Here is a 21,124-nt window from a genome sequence, read left to right as displayed (position 1 = left end):
GAGCTGTTTCTTGGGGGAAACGTCTCCTCTGTATGGTTCAAGCATCCTGTGCCGCTCGTGGTTTCGAGTGGTGCCGCCCATGACAGCCAAAGGCATCACAACCAAAGGCATCGCCCAGTCCATGAACGTTCTGATCGTCGAATCCCCGGCCAAGGCCAAAACCATCAACAAGTACCTCGGCAAGGACTTTACCGTCCTGGCGTCGTTTGGTCACATCCGCGACCTGCCGCCCAAGGATGGCTCGGTACGCCCGGATGAAGACTTTGCGATGGATTGGGCGACGGATGCCCGGTCGGAAAAGCATCTGAAGGAAATCGTGCAGGCGGTCAAAAAGGCCGACAAACTGTTCCTCGCAACTGACCCGGATCGCGAGGGAGAGGCCATTTCCTGGCATGTGCTGGAGGAACTGAAGCGGCGCAAGGCGCTGAACACCACCACCATCAAGCGGGTGACGTTCAACGCCATCACCAAGGCCGCCGTCACCGACGCGATCAACAATCCGCGCGATCTCGATCAGGAACTGATTGATGCCTATCTGGCGCGGCGGGCGCTGGACTATCTGGTCGGCTTTACCCTGTCGCCGGTGCTGTGGCGCAAGCTGCCCGGCTCGCGCTCGGCTGGCCGGGTGCAGTCGGTAGCGCTGCGCCTGATCTGTCAACGCGAAGCCGAAATCGAGGCCTTCCGCACGCAGGAATACTGGAGCGTGGCCGCCAACCTGCTGTCACCGCAGGGCAAGCCGTTCACCGCCCGCCTGACCCATCTGGATGGCCAGAAGCTCGACAAGCTGGACCTGCCCGACGCCACCGCCGCCGAGCGCGCCCGTCAGGCCATTGCCAGCGCCGCGCTGGCGGTCAAGTCGATCGAGCGCAAGAACGTCAAGCGCCACCCGGCGGCACCGTTCACCACCTCGACCCTGCAACAGGAAGCCGCCCGCAAGCTGTATTTCTCGGCCACCAAGACCATGACCCTCGCCCAGCGCCTGTACGAAGGCGTCACCGTCGGCGGCGAAACCATCGGTCTGATCACCTATATGCGTACCGACGGCGTGCAGATGGCCCCCGAGGCGATCCACGATACCCGCGTGCTGATCGGTCAGGTGTGGGGCGAGAAGCTGGTTCCGGCCAGCCCGCGCGTTTACAAGACCAAACAGAAAAACGCTCAGGAAGCCCACGAAGCCATCCGCCCGACCAACGTGTTCCTGAAGCCCGCCGACGTGCGCGACGCGCTGGATCACGACCAGTTCCGCCTGTACGAACTGATCTGGAAGCGCACCGTCGCCAGCCAGATGGAAAGCGCCCTGCTCGACCAGATGAGCGTTGACGTTGCCGACCCGACCGGGGCGGTGGTGCTGCGCGCCACCGGCTCGACGGTGGTGTTTGACGGCTTCCTCAAGCTGTACCGCGAAGACCTCGACGACGCGGGCGACGGCGACGACGAAAATGGCCGCATCCTGCCGCCGCTGGCCGAGGGCGATGCCACCGCCATTGCCGCCATCCTGCCGGAACAGCATTTCACCCAGCCGCCGCCGCGCTATTCCGAAGCCAGTCTGGTCAAGCGGATGGAAGAACTGGGCATCGGTCGCCCGTCCACCTACGCCTCGATCATGCAGGTGTTGCAGGACCGCGATTACGTCAAGCTGGACCAGCGCCGCTTTGTGCCCGAGGACCGGGGCCGGATCGTCACCGCCTTCCTCGAAAAGTTCTTTGAGAAATACGTCGGCTACACCTTCACCGCCGATCTGGAAAACCAGCTTGACGACATCTCGGGCGGTCAGCTCGACTACAAGACCGTCCTGCGCAATTTCTGGAAGGACTTCATGAGCTATGTGGAGGGCACCAAAAACCTCCGCATTTCCGAGGTCCTTGACGCCCTTGATGCCGATCTCGCCCCGCACCTGTTCCCGACCCGCGAAGACGGCCACGACCCGCGCAAGTGCCCGACCTGCGGCGAAGGCCGCCTGTCGCTGAAGCTGGGCAAGTTCGGCGCCTTCATCGGCTGTTCCCGCCATCCCGAGTGCCGCTATACCCGCCCGCTGGGCACCGGCGACGGTCAGGATGGCGGCGGCGACGAGGCCAGCGAGCGCGAACTGGGCACCGATCCGGCCAGCGGCCTGCTGGTGACCATGCGCAAGGGTCCCTACGGCGTCTATGTCCAGTTGGGCGAAGCCGAAGGCAAGAAAAAGCCCAAGCGCGCCAGCCTGCCCAAGGGCCAGTCTCCGGCGGAGATGGATCTGGAAAAGGCGCTGTCGCTGTTGTCGCTGCCGCGTGAGGTTGGTATTCACCCGGAAACCGGCGAAATGATCCTCGCCGGGCTTGGCCGCTTCGGGCCGTATCTCAAGCATGGCGACAAGTACGTCAACCTGCGCGAAGACAACGTGCTGGAAATCGGCATCAACCGCGCCGTTGACCTGCTGGCGGCCGCCAAAACGCGCGAAAAGGCTCCGGCGAAGGAAATCGGCCCGCATCCGGCCGACCAGAAACCGATTACCTTGCATGATGGCCGCTATGGCCCCTATGTTGAACACAACAAGGTGCGCGCCACCCTGCCCCGTGGCAGTGACAAGGACGCCCTGACCCTTGAACAGGCCGTCGCCCTGCTGGCGGCCAAGGTGGCCAAGGACGGCGGCCCGGCCAAGGCCAAGGCCGAGCCCAAAAAGGCCGCCCCGAAGAAAACCACCAGCCGCAAAAAGGCGGCAGCCAGCGATGCGGCAACAAACGATGCAGAGAACGATCTGCCTCCGTTTGACCTTGATGATGCTCCGGCGGCGGCCGCGCCCAAAACGGCCAGAAAGACGGTGACCAAAAAGGCTGCTGCCCCCAAGAGCGGCACAGCCAAGGCCGCCCCCAAAACCACTGCCAAAAAAACTGCCGCCAAAAAAACGGCGAGCGAATAACGTAAGGCTCAATTCCCTTGAAGAAACACACCCCGAAAATCATCCCCCTGCCGACCAAGGCTCAGGTTCTGGAATTCATTCTGGAAAGCCCCGGCAAGGTGGGAAAACGGGAAATCTCCCGCGCGTTCAACCTGAATGCCGAGCAGCGCCCGATGCTGCGCCAGATCATGAAGGATCTGGAGCAGGAAGGATCGATCCAGCGCGGGCACAAGCGTAAAGTCCACAAGCCCGGCCTGCTGCCCGAAGTGGCCGTGCTGGAAATCACCGGTGCCGATGCCGAAGGCGAGCTGCTGGCCCGCCCGCTTAACTGGCACCCGGAAGACCCGGAAGCCCGTGACATGCCGCCGCCGCGCATTTACGTGCTGCCGGTGCGTCAGGGCCTGAGTGCGGTTGGCATCGGCGACAAGATCCTCGCCCGCCTGCAGGCGACTGGCGATTACAGCTATGAAGCCCGCGTGCTGAAGGCGCTGGCCTCGGCCCCGGCGCGGGTGCTGGGGATGCTCGATACCGGCGTCAACGGCCTGCTGCTGCGTCCGACCGACAAGCGCGACAAGCAGGACTATCTGGTCGCCCGTGGCGATGCCGGAACCGCCGGTCCGGGCGATCTGGTCGAAGCCGAGCTGCTGCCCGGTCGCCGTTTCGGCCTGCGTCAGGCCAAAGTGACCGAAAACCTCGGTTCGATGGGCAATCCCAAGGCGGTCAGTCTGGTCGCCATCCATTCGCACGGCATCCCCTGCCAGTTCGCACAGGATGCGCTGGAACAGGCCGAGCAGGCCAAGGGCGTCACCGAGCTTGGCACCCGTGCCGACCTGCGCGATATCCCGCTGGTGACCATCGACGGCTCCGACGCCCGCGACTTTGACGATGCGGTGTGGGCAGAACCGTCGGAAGACGGTGGCTGGCATTGTCTGGTGGCCATTGCCGACGTTGCCCATTACGTGCAGACCGGCGACGCCCTTGATCAGACCGCCTATGAGCGTGGCAACTCGGTGTACTTCCCTGACCGGGTGGTGCCGATGCTGCCGGAAAAGCTGTCGAACGGCTGGTGCTCGCTGCGCCCGGACGAAGACCGTCCGTGCATGGCGGTCCATTTCTGGATTGATGCCGAAGGCCGCAAGATCCGCCATCAGTTCGTCCGCGGCCTGATGCGCTCGGTGGCCCGCCTGACCTATGAACAGGTGCAGGCCGCCATCGAAGGCGTGCCCGATCTGGCCGTTGCCCCGCTGATGGACTCGGTGATCGGCCCGCTGTATGGCGCCTACAAGGCCCTGCGCGCCTATCGCGACGAGCGCGGCGCGCTGAACATCGAAATTCCCGAACGCAAGGTGCTGATCGGCGAAAAAGGCGAAGTGCTGGGCATCGTCCCGCGCACCAGCCTCGACTCGCACAAGCTGATCGAAGAATTCATGGTCACCGCCAACGTCTGCGCCGCCGAGACGCTGGAACAGCACCATACTCCCTGCATGTACCGCGTGCACGACGAACCGACGCTGGAACGGGTGGATTCGCTGCGCGAATTCCTCAAGTCCCTCAACCTGACCATCGCCACCGGAGCTTTGCGGGCGCAGAACTTCAACAGCGTTCTCGCCAGGGTGAAGGACACCCCGAACGAGCATCTGGTCAATCAGGTGGTGCTGCGCACCCAGGCACAGGCGCTGTACGGGCCGGAAAACCGGGGCCACTTCGGCCTTGGCCTGCACCGCTATGCCCACTTCACGTCACCGATCCGCCGCTATGCCGACCTGCTGGTCCATCGGGCGCTGATCCGCGCCCTGAAGCTGGGGCCTGAAGGATTGCAGGACGAGCAGGGCAACGAGCTTGAGGCCATCGGCGAGCACATCTCGATGACCGAACGCCGTGCCGCTGCCGCCGAACGCGACGCCATCGAACGCTATACCACCCAGTTCCTCGCCGATCGCGTCGGGGCGACCTTTGCCGGTCGCATCAGCAGCGCCACCCGCTTTGGCCTGTTCGTCGAGCTGGACGAAACCGGCGCCAGCGGTCTGGTGCCGATTTCGACCCTGCCCGATGACTTCTATGTCCACGAGGAAGCCCGCCATGCGCTGGTCGGGCGCAAGGGCCGACGGGAATTTCAGGTCGGCCAGCGGGTGACGGTGATCATGCGTCAGGCCGATCCGGTCACCGGCGGCATGCTGTTTGAACTGGTGCCCAACGGCACCATGCGCCCGGCGGCCCGCCCGCCGAAAAGCAGCCCGTTCGACCGCAGCTATGGCGACGACGACGAGGGGGACGGCATCGAACGGCCCTCCAGCCTTGGCCGCAAGCCGCGTGGCGACCGGGTCGAAGAAGAAGAAGGCCCGCGCAAGCACTTCACCCCCCTGCGGGTGGGTGGGGTCAAGAACAAGGCCTTTAACAAGACCGGCGGCAAAAAGCTGGAACGGGCGGGCAAAAAGCGGGTTGTGCGCTTTGAGCCGGGGACCACGGGTCGCCGGAAAAAGGACGCCGGAACCACCGAATCCTGATCGTGCAGGCTGCCGGAGCACCTGTGTGACAGTCAGGCGGGAAGCGGGGTATCTCCTCGCTTCCCGCTTTTTTCATGGCCGAAAGAACCATTTATACGGGAATCATGTCATGCAGGAAAACTTTTAAAGGCACCCCATATACAACCCGAGAAAACAGACTGATCGTCAAAACACCCTATGCGGTAAAAAAAGCACTCCATCAAACAGGGATGATCATGCAGATTGCAGTTCTCAACACCGGCGGCACCATCAGTTGCGTCGGGACCCCGCTGGCTCCGATGTCAGCCGAACAGTTCAAGACCGCCTGCCAGACCTACCTTGATCCGGTCATTGCCCAAAGCTACCCCGATGTGACCTTGACCTATGTCACCGATCTGAGCTTTCCGGAATCCAGCTCGGGCACCCTCGACAGCACCAATCTGCAACCGACCGACTGGTGCCTGCTGGCCAGTTACCTTCTGGGCATCTACAGCACTTATGATGCCTTCATCGTGCTGCACGGCACCGACACCATGGACTTCACCGGCACCGCCCTGCCGTTCCTGCTGTCGGCCTTTGATGCCAACGGCATTGCCACGGCGGTGATCAGCAAGCCGATCATCCTGACCGGCTCGCAGTTGCCGATGTTCTATCAGGGGCCGGACCAGAACGCGCCGTCGGGGCTGTTGTACAACACCGACGCCTTCCAGAACGTCTGCGGTGCGGTTGCCGCTGCCCAGACCGGCACGCCGGAAGTCTGCGTCTATTTCCACGGCTCGCTGTTCCGTGGTAACCGGGCCGTCAAGACCAACGCCAACCAGTTTGCCGCCTTTTCCTCGCCCAACTATCCGGCGTTGGCGGAATGTGGCATCACCTTTGATCTGGTGCCGGACACCATCCTGCCCGGCCCGGTGATGCCTGCCGTCAGTCTGGACACCCCCGCCGTTGTCGCGCAGGTGCAGGCCCAACTGACCGCCATCACCGCCGCCATCAACAGCATGCCGGTGATGCAGTTCAACGCCGTGCCCGCGTGGTATCAGACATCCCCGGCGCAGGCGATGCTGGCCAAACTGATTACGGCCTGTGTTGGCGAAGGCATCAAGGGGCTGGTGCTGGAATCCTATGGCGAAGGCAATTTCCCCTCCGGCAACCCCAACCAGCCGTCACAGGGCGCCATCTATCAGGCGCTGGACAGCGCCAATGCTGCCGGAGTGGTGATTGTTGACTGCACGCAGGTTCTGCAGGGCACCGTCAACAACAGCGCCTATGCCGCCGGAGCCTGGCTGCCCGCCGTCGGAGCCCTCAGCCCGGCCGACATGACCCCGATGGCCGCCCTTGCCAAGCTGATGATCCTGCTGGCTGCCCAGCAGCATAACGGCTGGTCGCTGGCCACCGTCAAAATCCTGCTGCAAAGCAGCCTGCTGGGCGAAATGACCAGCGTCAACCGCCTGGACAGCCGGGTGAATGATGTTCTGCTGCCGGGGCAGTCGATCAGCGCCCTTGATGGCAGCGCCACCCTGATCAATGACGCGGTTCTGGGGCCGCGCCTGCTGTCGTCTACCGGCACCGTCCTGTGGAGCGCGCTGGGAGCCTCGACCCCGGCGGACCCGTTGCCCGGACGGCTGGTGATGCAGAACGATGGCAATCTGGTGCTGTACAGCCGCAACACTGTGCCGCTGTGGGCTACCAACACCGGCATTTACGGCGGGGCATCGTCGGTGCTGACCCTGTCAGGGTCGATGTCGAACAGCACCCTGACCCTGCAGGTGTACGACTATCAGCACCACAAGGTGACCGCCACCCTCTATTCACAGTCGTGATCCGACAGGAGCATCCCGCCATGACCGCACACGCCTTGCTGAAGTATTCCGGTATTGCGGCTCCGCATGACCTGCGCCACCAGCCACGCATCGCCCGGGCCATCGAGGGCCTGCTGGCAGTCGAAGCCGCTGCGGCTCCCGATGAACAGTGGATTACCCCGACCACGGTCACGGTGGACATCACCACCCCGCCCGATACCGGCACCATCACCCTGTACCAGTACGGGCCAACGGTGGTTGGTTCGGCAGCGGCGGGCTACGCTCCGGCCACCGACTGCGCCGGGGCGTTCATGTCCTACAAGAACCAGATCAACAACAACTGCTACGCCTATGGCTGCAATATCGCCACCAGCACCTTTCCCCAGCCGGGGCGGGCCAGTGGCTATCTGCTGACCAAGGACGACTTTACCGGCACCGTTGAGTCTGTCGGCCAGACCGTCAGTTCCTATGCCGAAAAAGACGGCCTGATTCTGGTCGGCAGCACCATCGCCGACCTGTTGGCCTACAAGGAAAAGGCTGGTGACACCCTGTCCGGTCACTTCGTTGCCCTGATGATTTCGCCGTCTGCCGATCACTGGTACGGTGACTACCACTGGGCCCGCTGCGACAATTCCTCTGGGGCCTGCGATGTCTGGTCGCAGAAAGACGGCGGCGATCAGGTGACCAACTTTGACTTTGCCGGGGTGCCGCTGGTTGATCCGGCCATCGCCAACTGGACAGTCAATCAGGGGCCGCCGGACAGCCTGACGAAAGAGGCGCTGGTGGTCAGCTATGGCTTTTACACCTTCATGTTCGTGCCCCATGGCGCAGTGACCATCGTGTAAGGCTGTCGTCAACGCAGCAGGCTTGCGCCGGGCGGGTGAGCGCCTATACTGGACCAGTGTGCGTTGGATATGACGCAGGCACGCTGCTCTAGCCTTTTGTCCTGTCGCATTGTTTCTGCGAAAACCGGTTCCCACTTTTCGCACAATGCTCTGACTTGTCGCTCACCCGCACCGCTGGTGCCCTGGATCAGGCTCCCCTGATGGACGTTGAGAATATCGCCTTTGTCGCCGCTGAGTCGCCCGTTGCTCAGGAAGCCCTGTTCCGTCTGAAACATCGCTATGGCCATTGCCCGCCCGAGCATGCCGACATGATCGTCGCTCTTGGCGGGGATGGCTTCATGCTGGAAAGCCTGCACCGCTTCATGCACCTGTCCAGGCCGATCTATGGCATGAATCGCGGGACAGTCGGCTTTCTGATGAACCTGTACCTTGAGGAAGACCTGCCCCGCCGCCTGCGGCGGGCGCAGCAGGTCGAGCTGTATCCGTTGCGGATGATTGCCGAAGACATCAACGGCACCAAGACCAACGCGCTGGCGATCAACGAAGTCTCGCTGCTGCGCCAGACCCGTCAGGCCGCCAAGCTGCGCATCCGCATTGACGGCAAGGTGCGTCTGCCCGAGTTGATCTGTGACGGGGCGCTGGTCTGCACGGCGGCAGGCTCCACCGCCTATAACCTGTCGGCCCATGGCCCGATCCTGCCGATGGGGTCGAATGTGATGGCCCTGACCCCGATCTCGGCCTTTCGCCCCCGGCGCTGGCGCGGGGCCATTCTGCCGCACACCGCCTGCGTTGAATACGAAGTGCTTGAGCACGAAAAGCGCCCGGTGTCAGCGGTGGCCGATTACACCGAAGTCCGCCGGGTGGCGAAGGTCGAAGTGCGCGAAGACCGTGATGTGAAGCTGAAGATCCTGTTCGATCCCGAGCATAATCTGGAAGAACGCATCCTGTCCGAACAGTTTTCGGGATAGGGCCGTCCCGCGATGGTTGCTCTGGAACAGGATCGAGCGCCCACCGTCCGCTACGGCGTAGACCTTGGGGGAACCAAGATCGAGGCCATCGCCCTGTCTGCCGATGATGGCCACGAACTGGGCCGTCAACGGATCGACAGCCCACGCGGCGATTACGCCGCCACCGTCCGCTGCCTGCGCGATCTGGTTCATGGCCTGCAAGGGCGCTTTGGTGCCGGGTCGGTCGGGATCGGTATTCCCGGAACACTGTCGCCACAGACCGGGCTGGTGAAAAATGCCAACTCGACATGGCTGATTGGGCATCCCTTTGGCGCGGACCTCGGTGATGCCTTGGGCCAGCCGGTGCGACTGGCCAATGATGCCGACTGTCTGGCCCTGTCCGAAGCCACCGATGGCGCCGCCGCAGGCAGCCCGATTGCCTTTGCGGTGATTTTAGGGACCGGTGTTGGCGGCGGTGTGGTCGCCCATGGTCGCGTGTTGACCGGTCCCAATGCCATCGGCGGCGAGTGGGGCCATAACGCCCTGCCCTGGCCGCAGGATGACGAGCGCCCCGGTCCGGCCTGCTATTGCGGACGGGCGGGATGCGTTGAAACCTTCCTGTCCGGGCCGGGGATGGCCGCCGATCATCAGCGCCACAGTGACAGCGAGGTGACCGCCGCCGCCATCGCCAGTGCGGCTGCCAGTGGCGACCCTGCCTGTCAGGCCACGCTGGCACGCTATGCCCACCGGCTGGCCCGGGGTCTTGCCAGCATTATCAACGTTCTGGACCCCCATACGATTGTGCTGGGCGGCGGGCTGTCGAACATTCCGATGCTGTATCAACAGGTGCCTGCGTTATGGGGGCAGTGGGTGTTCAGCGATCAGGTTCTGACCGAACTGAAGCAGGCGCACCACGGGGATTCCAGTGGGGTGCGCGGTGCGGCATGGCTGTGGGCGCAGGACAGCGAACAGCGGTTGCGGCTGGTTTAAAGCAGCGAGCGCAAAAAGAGCGGGCTGCCGACCAAACCTGCTCGGGGCCTGAGGCCCCGGCGAGGTGTGGAGCAGCGCTCCATGACCCTGTTTTCTGTTTGACGTTATCCCTGCGGTGCAGGTTTACAGGTAGTTCAGCAGGCTGAGTTTGGAAATCTTGGACATCGCGCTGTACGACACTTCCAGCGCCTGAGCGTCATCATTCATGCGGGTCACCGCATCCAGCATGTTGACGTTTTCCATATCGGTGACGCGGTTGTCAAGGAACGCCCGGAACGAGGCCGCTTCGTCGATGGAATTTTGCAGAACCTTTTGATTACTGCCCAGGCGATAGCCGAGCCCGACCAGATCACTCGGCTCCTCGCTCGACGAGGTCGAGTGCTGCAAGGCATCATTGACCAGATCCAGCGCCGTATCGACCCGACGACGCATTTCGGCCGCATCAACCTTGGTCGGGTCGGAACTGTCCATCTTTACGCCCTGCGCCATGATGCCCAACCCGCGGAAAGCCTTTTCAAACGCCGGATCAAGGGCGTTGATGCCAAGGGCAATGGTGCGGGTATCATCCACCCGGTGCGTCAGTTGCAGCGTATCACCCTGATAATAGGACGATGCACTAATGGTCACGTTGTTCTGGGTGGTCCCATAGCCGGTGCTGCTGGGGGCGAACGGCGGCGAGACGAACAGCTTTTTACCGTTAATCAGGTCAGTGGTCAGGTCATAGCCCGCTGTCGTCAGATCGGCATTGGTCGGCCAGTGAATTGTATAGTCTTCGTTCTGTCCAGCACTGTTCTTGACCGAAATACGCGCCCCTTCCGGCGCCGTCAGGCGGATTTCCGCTCCGGCGGTGCTGGGAATCTGGGCTGTCGTGCCACCGGTTCCGGCAGGCGGCGGAACGATGGTCATCGTCTTGCCGTCGCTGGAAATGTCGGTGATGGTATAGATGCCCGACTGGCGGTCAGTCACGGCAGTACCACCGGTGTTTTCCACCGCATTATCGTCATCAAGGAAAAACGTCATCCCGACCGACAGCCCGGAAAAGGCGTTCGGCTGATCCGACACAATGCTGCCCTTGGTGGAATCAGACGGAATGGTCGGATTGATCAGCAGCTTGCCAAAGGAATCGCTGGTCAGCGGGCTACCGGTGATAAAGGTGTCAGCCGCAACCCCGCTGGTGTCTTCGATCGTCCCATAGGATGTGCCACCAACGGTCTGGTTGGTCATATCGACCGTGCGGGCGGAAAAATCGACATCGGCCAGATTGGCGGCCCGCGTTTCCGGGAACACGGTGTTCGTCCCGTCATAGACGTCGGCAAACTCGTCAACATTGCCCCACGGCATTTCGACCGGTGGAACATCGGTCTTGCCGCCGCTGAACAGATAGCGACCATCAACCGAGGTGTTGAGGTAGTACTGCAAGTCCTTCATCGCCGTAAAAGACTGCGCACGGATGGAATCCAGCGCCTTGGTGTCTTCCTGTGACATGTCGTTATAGTCACGAGCAGCGAAATCGAGCAGCAGGGCCTTGTATTCCTGCAACGAAGCTTGCGATGAATTGACTGAATTCTGCATCGTATCAAGGCGGATTTTGGCCACACCATTGTTGGCGCTGTAGCGTTCGATACGGCTGCTCTGGTTCTCAAAGCTGATCAGGCGAAAGCTGTCGGTCGCAATACCGGCGTAATCCTGCGACTTCTTTTCGGTATTCACCTGGGTTTGCGAGTCATTGAGGCGGCTCTGAATATCCAGCATCTGCGAGATCTGGACCTGGCCACTGATATAGGTCGGAACGCGGGACATGGCACACTCTCCAGAATCGGTTACAGGATGCTATCCAGAATGTCGAACATTTGCTTGGTGGTCGAAATGACCTTGGCCGCCGCCCCATAGGACTGCTGGTAAACCATCAGCTGCGACAGTTCTTCATCCAGGTTCACCGCCGAAATAGAGGCATTTTTCTGCTCCAGCGACTGGGCCAGACTGCTTTGGTAGCCCAGCGTGCTTTCAACCGTCGTCGCCCGGCTGGAGGTGCCCGAGATGATCGAGGCCGCATAGTCCGAAAACGTCAGCGAGCCGGTGGTCATCCCGCCAGCGCTGTCATAGCTCTGCACCCCGCTGAACAGCTTGGACATATCGTTGGCATTGGCGTTGTCGCCCGCCGACAGATAGAACTGCCCGGTATCGGTGTTATACTGCGCGATGCCCCGGCTGACTTCGCTGGGGTTGAACTGCAGGCTGGAATTGACCTGCATCCAGCCTGCGGTCCCGGTGGCTGCGGGCTGAAGCCCCAGAGCGGCAAAATAGTTGTCATTGGCCGACTTGCCGGTGATCGACAGTTCGTTGCCGTTGACGTTGCGGATACGCAGGCGATAGCCCGTGCCTTCCTGCACCACCGACGCCCGGATTTCGGCCTTGCCTTGCAGGACGGTGTCGTTGTTGATGCGGTTGGCGATATCCTGCAGCGAGAAACCGTTGGCCAGGGTCAGCGAGTGATTGACCACCGCCCCGCTGTCGTCGGTGGTCATGAAGTTCATCACCGACGAGCCAACCTGAGTGTAATCCGCAGGCAGGATATCGCTCTGCATCATCCAGTTCGGCTGCTGGTTGGTGGTGTAAAAGTCGTTCAGGCCGAGGAAGTTGGCGAACCCGCTGTCACTCTGATAGGCCTGGAACGCACCACCGCTGTTGGTCGGATCAAACGAAATCGGCAGGTCCGAGGTCGCCGAGCCCGGCACGGAACTGGTCTGGTCACGGAACGCCAGCCCATAGCCCGATCCATTCAGCGACACCGTAAAGTGACCATTGGAATCCACCGACGCCGTTGCCCCGGCCAGATTGGCCCCGCTGGAGCTTTGCAGCCACGAGGTCAGATTGGTCGCCAACCGGTCAATGGTCACCGGTCCCCCGGTGGCCGCCCCGCCGTTGACCACATCCCCCATCACACTGCGCAGGGTGGTCGAGGCCTTTTGGCTGCCATCGGAATTAAAGACCACGATGGCGGTGTCCGCCGCCGAATTGTTGATCGAAATCCGCTGGGTGGACGAGTCAATGAAGGTGCGGGTGCCGGTATATTCCGACTGCATGCTGGGGAACGACGTCCCACGGTTATGGACCTGATTGACCTTGTCCATCATCGTCTGCGACAGCTCGTCAACCTGGGATTGCAGGTTGTTCAACTCGCCATCACGCACATCGACCAGCCCCTTGAGTTTGCCCGACCGCAGCTGGCTGGTGATGTCCTGCCCGGCCACGGTGATGCCGGAAAAGCCATCGGTAGCCGAATCCCACGGCTGCACCGAGCTGAGCGGAGTATGGCTGAGGTAATTCGGCTGATTGTCAACCAGCGTCACCCCCGAGGTGGTGAACACCGACACTGCGCCGCTCTCGCGCTCGTAATAGGTGATGTCCATCAACTGCGACAGTGCGTTCAGCTGCATGTCGCGCTTGTCGAGCAGATCGGCCGTCGAGGTGTTGTTGGTCGCCGTTGCCAGACTGATCTTGTCGTTCAGCGAGTCAATGCTGTCGAGGATGGAGTTGACCTGCCCCACCACCGAAGAAACCTGATTGTCGGCATCGGTGCGCAGGGCCTGGATCTGCTGGGTCATCAGGTTCAGCTTGTTGCTGACCTCCTGCCCGGCCCGGACCACTTCGTCGGCCTGATTGCCCTTGTCGGTTTCCAGCCCCAGCAGGTTGAATTGCTCGGACAGGTCGTTGACGACGTGCGACAGCGAATTGTTGTCCGAGGTGGTTCCGAAAATATCCTGGATGCGACTCATGAAGTCGTTGGTCGTCGACAGCTGGGAAAAGACCCCTTTGGCCTGTCGCATGTCATCCAGAATACCCTGCTCGACATGGCGGGTAATCTGCCCGGCCTGCACACCGGCACCCTTGCCCGCCAGGACAACGCTTTCCGGGTTATACGTCTTGCGGGTATAGCCTGCGGTATTGACGTTCGCAATGTTGCTGGAGACGCTGTTCATCGCCTCTTGCGAGGTCAACAGCCCAGTCAGGGCAGTGCTTAGTGCCAGATTCAGCGACATGGTTTTCTTCCTGTCGTCCGGGGAAACCGGGGTCAATCACAAGGTCCGCAGAGTCACCTGCCAGTATGCTCTACGCTGGTATCGCAGGGGTAAACGTTTCTCGTTTACCCCTTTCGTTTGCCATATTTCTTTTACAATTCCCGGTTCACGGCAACGGCCATCTTGCGGGATTCTGCCAGCGTGCCATCCATCGCACCCTGCCCGCCATAGACCACCGCTCCTTTGACCGTTTCTTCCTTCACCGCGTCGACCACCACCCCCATAAAGCGGTTGATGGTGTCGATCTTGGCTCTCAGCATCTGGCCGTTTTCCGCGATCATCGGCTCAAGCACCAGCATTGCTTCACGCATTTCCTGTCGGCGCTCGGCGGGCAATTGCTGCAACAGTACCGGGTTCTTATGGAACGCGATCATCTGTTCCATATAAGCGCGGGTCAGTTGCTGCTTTTTGGCAATGTTGTCGCGCACCGGGCCGATGTCGTGCTGTCGCAGGGCGGCATTTTCGGCTGCCAGCAGGGCCGTCAATTCGCGCACCGTCACCATCAGGTCGCGCGGCTTGTCGGCAGGCGCAGCACTGGCGGCAACGGCACTTTCCGGTGTTGCGGTGACGGCAGCCATCCGCGACGGACGGGCTGCAGCCGGGGTTGCCGCCGCCAAAGGAGCCGCAGACGAGGCAGGCGACGGCGTTCCGGTCGCGCCCCGCATGGGGCGACGGGCAGCCCGTTCGGCTCCGCCCGGCGTCGCCGCAGCGGGCGTTGCCACAGCGGACGTCCCGCGCGGGGTTGTCCCGGCGGCCCGCACCGGACGGTCACGGGTCGGACGTGGGGGCGATGTACGTTCACTCATTTCCCGCCTCCTGCGCTTTGATCATCACCTGCATCACCTGCTCGGCGATGCCAACACCGCCTTTTTTGGTAATTTCCTTGGCATAGGTGTCGACCATCATCGACTTCCACATGTCTTCACCTTCACCACCACCGAACATTTCATCGGTTTTGATGGTATCAAACATTGGTTTCAGCATCTGGTTCAGGAACATGGCCTCGAACCCCTGGGCCGCTTCCTTGATCTGCTCGGGGGTTTTGGCTTTTTTGGCCAGCAGGTTGCCGACGCTTGACGACTGCTGGCCCTGCCCGGCCTGCGTCTGGGCATTCTGCAACACAGACGAGACGTTCAGGCCCTTGTCCAGGGCGGAGGAAGAAGTCATCACATCACCTCGATTTCTGCTTGCAAGGCACCAGCAGCCTTGATTGCCTGCAGGATGGAAATCATGTCACGCGGACCAATCCCCAGAGCGTTCAGGCCATTGACCAGCTCTTGCAGGTTGACGCCACCATCAACGACGGCCAGCTTTTTATCAGCGCCTTCATCAACCTGGATCTGTGTCCGGTCAACGGTGGTGGTGGTGCCGGTCTGCGAGAACGGCGACGGCTGGCTGACCTGCGGCGTTTCGGTCACCTTGATGGTCAGATTCCCCTGCGCGATGGCAACCCGCGACACCCGCACGTTATCCCCGATGACAATCGTCCCGGTGTTTTCGTCAATGACAATCCGCGCCAACTGATCGGGTTCAACACGCAACTGTTCGATGGCGGTCATCAACTGGACCACATCCTTGTCGGACGGCACCGACAGTTGCACGGTCCCCGGATCAAGCGCCCGCGCCGAGGCCATCCCCAGATAGGCGTTCACCGCCGAGGCAATGCGCTGGGCGGTGGTGAAATCCGGATTGCGCAGCGAGATGTTGACGCTGCGCATCGAGGCCAGCGAGAACGGCACCTCGCGTTCGATGATCGCCCCGTTGGGGATGCGGCCAGAGGTCGGCACGCCCTTGGTCACCGAGGCGGCATTGCCCGAGGCCGTATAGCCACCGATCTGCACCTGGCCCTGACTGACGGCATAGACTTCGCCATCGGCACCGACCAGCGGCGTCACCAGCAAGGCCCCGCCCTGCAGGCTTTTTGCATCACCCAGCGCCGAAATGGTCACGTCAATCCGGCTGCCCTGACGACCGAATGGCGGCAGCGCGGCGGTCACCATCACGGCGGCAACGTTTTTCGGTTTCAGGGTGCCATCGCGGGTGTTGATCCCCAGACGTTCCAGCATCGCAATCAGCGATTCCTGGGTGAACGCCATGTTTTCGATCTTGTCACCGGTCCCGTTCAAGCCAACCACCAGCCCGTAACCGACCAACAGGTTGTCGCGGACGCCTTCGAAGGCAGCGATGTCCTTGATGCGCGACGCGGCCTGTGCGGCGGAGCTAAAGGCTGAAACGGCAAGCGCAGCGCTGATCCCGACCGCGCACACCACGGCCAGCAAGCGGCGGCTTGCCTGATGCCATGTGCGGGAGAGGTGGGTCATGGTGTGCCTCATCGTTGCCTCTGTCATGCCATTCCTGCACGTCGGTGCAGGGATATCCGGGGTGGACCACAACGAGTCCAGACCACAGCGTCGGCGATGATAACCGGAAAATCGTCTCGAAACAGTAAACTGCCGCATCAAAAAGCCTGCTTTTTCACAGGCCAGACTTTGGCAGAAAGTTACATGCAATATTTACACCAGGCAGGCTGTCCTGACCAGAAGTTCATAAAACCCTGCATTCCCCGCCCCTTACCCGGCCCGTCCTGTAACAGGGAACAAAGAATCGAGCCTTGCCAGAGGGTTATTCACGGCCACACCCGGCACTTTCCACCCTTTGGCTAGGCAAAAAATGCCGCTGACCCGGGACTCATTTTCCCTTTCACCGCGAGGAAACTCCCCGTAGACTCGGACTCGTTCCGGTCGAACCAGACAAACTCCAGTGATTGTGAATGAACCCCGATGAAGATTTCAGGCAGTGGTCGCTCTTCTGGTCCGTCATCGACGAACCGCACAACGAAATCCGCCGGCCCGTCGGCCAGCGGCTTCGTCGATCATTTGCAAGGTGCTGCCGCCGTTGAGGAAACCGCCAGCGTCCACGGTCTGGAAGCCCCGCAGGCACTCAGTGGCCTGGAAAGCCTGCTGGCCATTCAGGCGGTCGATGCCGATGGCAGCAACCGGGGCCGCCGCCGGATGATTGCCCGTGGCGAAGAGCTGCTCGACCGCCTGGAAGACATCCGTCGGGGCCTGTTGCTGGGCACCATCCCCATCGACCGCCTGTCGAAACTGTCCGAAATGGTCCGCAGCAAGCGGGACAGCGGTGCCGACCCCGAACTGGCCGCCCTGCTCGATGAAATCGAGCTGCGCGCCGAAGTCGAACTGGCCAAGCTGGGGATGCGGTAGCGCAAATCCCGAGCAGGGGCGAAAGCCCCTGCGACGACGCATTTGCTGAATGAACAGACTCAAATCCCGAGCAGGGGCAAAGCCCCTGCGACGACGCATTTGCTGAATGAACAGACTCAAATCCCGAGCAGGGGCGAAAGCCCCTGCGACGACGCATTTGCTGAATGAACAGACTCAAATCCCGAGCAGGGGCGAAAGCCCCTGCGACGACGCATTTGCTGAATGAACAGATTCAAATCCCGAGCAGGGGCAAAGCCCCTGCGACGACGCATTTGCTGAATGAACAGATTCAAATCCCGAGCAGAGGCGAAAGCCCACTCCGAGCGCAGGTACGATAAAAACCAAGAACCATGGAGCGCTGCTCCAAACCTCGCTGGGGCCTTCAGGCCCCAGACCCCATTGACTTGATTTTTAAAGAAAAATGGGAGCTTGGGGGCATCGCCACCAAACGGGTTCGGGCGGTAGCCCGCACTGATCCCACCAACTGTCGTGTCCTGTGATCTGACGCAGGCAGGCTGATCTAACCTTTTGATCTAACGAACGGGTTTGGCTGCTCCCCCTCAAAGCCCCAATACTCCAGCGGGCCGTACGCCTGACCAGCGGCCAGTGTCCGTTCCTGTTCGTCGACTGGAACCATCGAACCACCCGTTGACCACACCAGATGCGTGGCGCGTTGCAAATTCTGATCGGTCAGCCCGTGCGCCTGCCGCCATCCCGTAGCCTGCGGCGCGCTGACCCAGCCAACCCCCGGCACCCCGGCCACCGCAGACGGCTCGACCATCAGCCCTTCAGCCTGCTGCAAGGCCACCACCATTTGCAACAGATGTGCATCGCTGACGGTGAAAATCCCGCTCAGCAACGGCTCCATCACCCCACCGACAAAGCCCGACGCCCGGCCCACCGCCAGACCATCGGCACAGGTTTGACCGCTCAGGCCCAAATCCTGCACCGCCACCTGATGATGCCGCCCGCTGGCCATCCCCAGCAGCATGCACGGAGCCTCGACCGGCTCGGCAAACAGACAATGCACCGCGTCACCGAACTGCTGACGCAGGCCAAAGGCCACACCGCCCGGCCCACCGCCCACCCCGCACGGCAGATAGACAAACAGCGGGTGATCAGCATCAACCACAATCCCGTTTACCGCGAATTGCCCGGCCAACCGCCGCGCAGCCACCGCATAACCTGCGAACAAGTCCAGCGAGTTTTCATCATCCACAAAGTGGCACAGCGGATTGGCCTGCGCCTGCTGCCGCCCCTGCGCAACAGCGGCGCTGTAGTCCTCGGCGTACTCAACCACCTGCACGCCCTTTTCGCGCAGCAGAGCCTTTTTCCACCCCTTTGCATCCGCCGACATGTGGACAGTGGCTGAAAATCCCAGCCGGGCGGCCATGATCCCGATGCTCAGCCCCAGATTTCCAGTCGAGCCAACCGCGATTTCGTGGCGCTGGAATTCGGCCCGGCACTGCGGCGACAGCAGGCGGCGGGTATTTTCCTCCGGCCCGGCCCACAAGCCAGCCCGCAGAGCCACCGTTTCCGCGACCTTCAGCACCTCGTGAATGCCGCCGCGCGCCTTGATCGACCCCGACACCGGCAGGGCATGATCGGCCTTCAGCCACAGGTGCCCCGGCAACGGACGATTCCATCCCCGCTCAAGATGCTGATGCAAAGCAGGCACAGGCAGCAATGGAGACTCAAGAATGCCCCCCTGCCCGGCGGTCAGCGGAAACGCTGCCGCCATCAACGGCGCACAGCGGGCCAGACGAGCCTCGGCGCCATCAATCACGGTTGCGTCGACCGGCAGTGTGGCCTGAGCTTTGCCCAGCGGTTGCCATTGCGGATTGAACCAGCATGTCTCACGACGGGCCGCCGCAGCCGCCAGCGCCGGATGGGTCAGCAGGGCAGGATCAGCAATAACAGGTGTCATGGTGGCCATCCCTTTCATGGTATTCTGCCCTTACAGGCAACGGGGCCGCCCTCTCCTGCCGGAAAGAACAGCCCCGTTTATTACCCCGGCAACAGCGTTTGTTTTGTCGCAGTGATTACGCGCAAAACCGGTTCCCACTTTTGCACTCACTGCCTTTTATAGTGCCGCAGTGATTTTGCGCAAAACCGGTTCCCACTTTTGCGCTCACTGCTCTAGCCTTACCCTTTGGTCTTCAGGAAGCGGACCTTTGGATGATCGTCCACCGCCTTGTCCAGATGCCAGGCATTGCGCGCCAGGAACACCGGCGAGCCATCATGGTCGTCGGCAATGGCTCCGGCGTTGCCGTCCAGAAGCTTCTTCAGCGCCAGCGGATCGTCGCTTTCCAGCCAGCGGGCGGTGTACAGGCTGGTCGGTTCGAACACCACCGGCACGTCGTATTCCGTCCGGATGCGGTCGGCCATCACTTCGAACTGCAGGGCACCGACCACTCCGACGATCCAGTCGGCACCGATCCGCGGCTTGAACACCCGCGCGGCCCCCTCTTCGGCCAGCTGGGTCAAGGCGCGGCCCAGATGCTTGGCTTTCAGCGGGTCAGTCGGGCGCACCTTTTGCAGCAGTTCCGGCGCAAAGGACGGAATGCCGGTGAACACCAGATCTTCGCCTTCGGTCAAGGCGTCACCGATGCGCAGGTTGCCATGGTTCGGCACCCCGATGATGTCACCGGGGAAGGCCTCTTCCGCCACTTCGCGGTCCTGAGCGAGGAACATCACCGGGTTGTGCATGGTCAGTTGCTTGCCCGAGCGGATGTGCTTCAGCTTCATCCCGCGCTTGAAGTGCCCCGAGGCCAGACGCACAAAGGCGATGCGGTCACGGTGCTTGGGGTCCATGTTGGCCTGGATCTTGAACACCACGCCCGAAACGGTTTCTTCGCACGGATCGACCGCCCGCTGGGCAGTTGGCTGCGGACGCGGCGGCGGCGCCTGATCGGCCAACCCCTGCAACAGCTCACGCACACCAAAATTGTTGACCGCCGAACCGAAAAACACCGGGGTCATATGACCGGCCAGATAGCTTTCCGGGTCAAAGGCCGGGCACAGGGCGCGGGCCATTTCGACGCTTTCGCGCAGCTTTTCCACCGCATGGGCGGGCAACTGGGCGTCCAGCATCGGGTCATCAATCCCGCTGCACGGCTCACCCGCGTCAGGCAGGCCACCCTTGGTGCGCGACAACAGCACCAGACTGTCTTTCCACAGGTCATAACACCCGAGGAATTCACGGCCCATGCCAATCGGCCACGAGGCCGGAGTCACGTCCAGTGCCAGCGTCTGTTCGATTTCGTCCATCAGCTCGAACGGATCGCGGGTTTCACGGTCCATCTTGTTGATGAAGGTGATGATCGGCACATCGCGCAGACGACAGACTTCAAACAGCTTGCGGGTCTGCTCTTCGATCCCCTTGGCGGCGTCGATCACCATCACCGCGCTGTCAACGGCAGTCAGCACGCGATAGGTATCTTCGGAAAAGTCTTCGTGGCCCGGCGTGTCGAGCAGGTTGAACGTGCAGCCCGCGTAATCGAAGGTCATCACCGACGATGCCACCGAGATACCACGCTCGCGTTCGACCTTCATCCAGTCCGAGCGCGCGCGACGCTGTTCCCCGCGGGCCTTGACGGCACCGGCAAGCTGAATGGCACCTCCGAACAGCAGCAGCTTTTCGGTCAGAGTCGTTTTACCGGCGTCCGGGTGCGAAATAATCGCAAAAGTGCGCCGCCGCGAGACGGCTTGGGGAAGGGAACTCATGAGCAAGGGTCCCGATGGGAGAAAACAAACAGCAAAAGATCACCACAGACCCGGCCCGCTCTGCCCGCCGACATGTCTGTCCTTGGCCTTAAGGCACGCGCCGAAAGAAGGGCAAACCAGACGATCGTGTCCGTTCCGGATCCAACGCACGATGGTCTAACA

14 protein-coding genes are annotated in these 21,124 nt (G+C 61.8%); 7 read left to right on the top strand and 7 right to left on the bottom strand.

Features of this window, described 5'->3' with window-relative positions:
* Positions 1 to 121 precede the first annotated feature (121 nt).
* From topA to BW995_RS13870, 6 genes are all read left to right on the top strand, one after another.
* On the top strand, positions 122 to 2,893 hold the full coding sequence (topA, locus tag BW995_RS13895) for a type I DNA topoisomerase (protein ID WP_076401301.1): 2,772 nt from the start codon (positions 122 to 124) through the stop codon (positions 2,891 to 2,893).
* Between the two features lie 17 nt (positions 2,894 to 2,910).
* The gene (rnr, locus tag BW995_RS13890) at positions 2,911 to 5,376 is read left to right on the top strand and encodes a ribonuclease R (protein ID WP_076401024.1); all 2,466 of its coding nucleotides are present in this window, start codon (positions 2,911 to 2,913) and stop codon (positions 5,374 to 5,376) included.
* Between the two features lie 215 nt (positions 5,377 to 5,591).
* The gene (locus BW995_RS13885; RefSeq protein WP_076401023.1) at positions 5,592 to 7,175 is read left to right on the top strand and encodes an asparaginase domain-containing protein; all 1,584 of its coding nucleotides are present in this window, start codon (positions 5,592 to 5,594) and stop codon (positions 7,173 to 7,175) included.
* A 20-nt stretch (positions 7,176 to 7,195) separates the two neighbouring features.
* Positions 7,196 to 7,999 (top strand): hypothetical protein, encoded by an 804-nt coding sequence (locus BW995_RS13880; protein ID WP_076401022.1) that lies wholly within the window; start codon positions 7,196 to 7,198, stop codon positions 7,997 to 7,999.
* A 200-nt stretch (positions 8,000 to 8,199) separates the two neighbouring features.
* Entirely contained in the window at positions 8,200 to 8,967 is a 768-nt protein-coding gene (locus BW995_RS13875) for an NAD kinase (protein WP_076401021.1), read from the top strand.
* Between the two features lie 12 nt (positions 8,968 to 8,979).
* Positions 8,980 to 9,936: an ROK family protein gene (locus tag BW995_RS13870; RefSeq protein ID WP_076401020.1), complete on the top strand. Its 957-nt coding sequence runs from the start codon at positions 8,980 to 8,982 to the stop codon at positions 9,934 to 9,936.
* 123 nt (positions 9,937 to 10,059) lie between these two features.
* On the opposite strand, the gene BW995_RS13865 is transcribed toward BW995_RS13870, so the two are convergent.
* From BW995_RS13865 to BW995_RS13845, 5 genes are all read right to left on the bottom strand, one after another.
* Positions 10,060 to 11,736, bottom strand: a complete 1,677-nt coding sequence (locus BW995_RS13865) for a flagellin (RefSeq protein ID WP_076401019.1) — start codon at positions 11,734 to 11,736, stop codon at positions 10,060 to 10,062.
* Between the two features lie 20 nt (positions 11,737 to 11,756).
* Positions 11,757 to 13,976: a flagellar hook-associated protein FlgK gene (flgK, locus tag BW995_RS13860; RefSeq protein WP_076401018.1), complete on the bottom strand. Its 2,220-nt coding sequence runs from the start codon at positions 13,974 to 13,976 to the stop codon at positions 11,757 to 11,759.
* 131 nt (positions 13,977 to 14,107) lie between these two features.
* On the bottom strand, positions 14,108 to 14,821 hold the full coding sequence (locus tag BW995_RS13855) for a hypothetical protein (protein WP_076401017.1): 714 nt from the start codon (positions 14,819 to 14,821) through the stop codon (positions 14,108 to 14,110).
* Positions 14,814 to 15,182, bottom strand: a complete 369-nt coding sequence (locus tag BW995_RS13850; RefSeq protein WP_076401016.1) for a rod-binding protein — start codon at positions 15,180 to 15,182, stop codon at positions 14,814 to 14,816. The genes BW995_RS13855 and BW995_RS13850 overlap by 8 nt, the downstream gene beginning before the upstream one ends.
* A complete protein-coding gene (locus BW995_RS13845) occupies positions 15,182 to 16,336 on the bottom strand; it encodes a flagellar basal body P-ring protein FlgI (RefSeq protein ID WP_084194851.1) in 1,155 nt (384 codons plus the stop codon). The genes BW995_RS13850 and BW995_RS13845 overlap by 1 nt, the downstream gene beginning before the upstream one ends.
* A gap of 459 nt (positions 16,337 to 16,795) precedes the next feature.
* On the opposite strand from BW995_RS13845, the gene BW995_RS13840 reads away from it, so the two are divergent.
* The gene (locus BW995_RS13840; RefSeq protein ID WP_076401015.1) at positions 16,796 to 17,236 is read left to right on the top strand and encodes a flagellar assembly protein FliX; all 441 of its coding nucleotides are present in this window, start codon (positions 16,796 to 16,798) and stop codon (positions 17,234 to 17,236) included.
* Between the two features lie 520 nt (positions 17,237 to 17,756).
* Here the strand turns inward: BW995_RS13840 and BW995_RS13835 are convergent.
* Both BW995_RS13835 and BW995_RS13830 read right to left on the bottom strand, forming a co-directional pair.
* The gene (locus BW995_RS13835) at positions 17,757 to 19,163 is read right to left on the bottom strand and encodes a D-serine ammonia-lyase (RefSeq protein ID WP_139332923.1); all 1,407 of its coding nucleotides are present in this window, start codon (positions 19,161 to 19,163) and stop codon (positions 17,757 to 17,759) included.
* Positions 19,164 to 19,381: 218 nt separating this feature from the next.
* Complete coding sequence (locus BW995_RS13830) at positions 19,382 to 20,962, bottom strand: peptide chain release factor 3 (protein ID WP_076401013.1); 1,581 nt, start codon at positions 20,960 to 20,962, stop codon at positions 19,382 to 19,384.
* Between the last annotated feature and the right edge of the window lie 162 nt (positions 20,963 to 21,124).

The sequence above is a fragment of the Insolitispirillum peregrinum genome (genome assembly GCF_900156605.1).
GTDB classification, from domain to species: domain Bacteria; phylum Pseudomonadota; class Alphaproteobacteria; order Rhodospirillales; family Rhodospirillaceae; genus Insolitispirillum; species Insolitispirillum peregrinum.
Note: the sequence above shows the minus strand (reverse complement) of the source record. Positions and strands in the feature narration are given on the sequence as shown.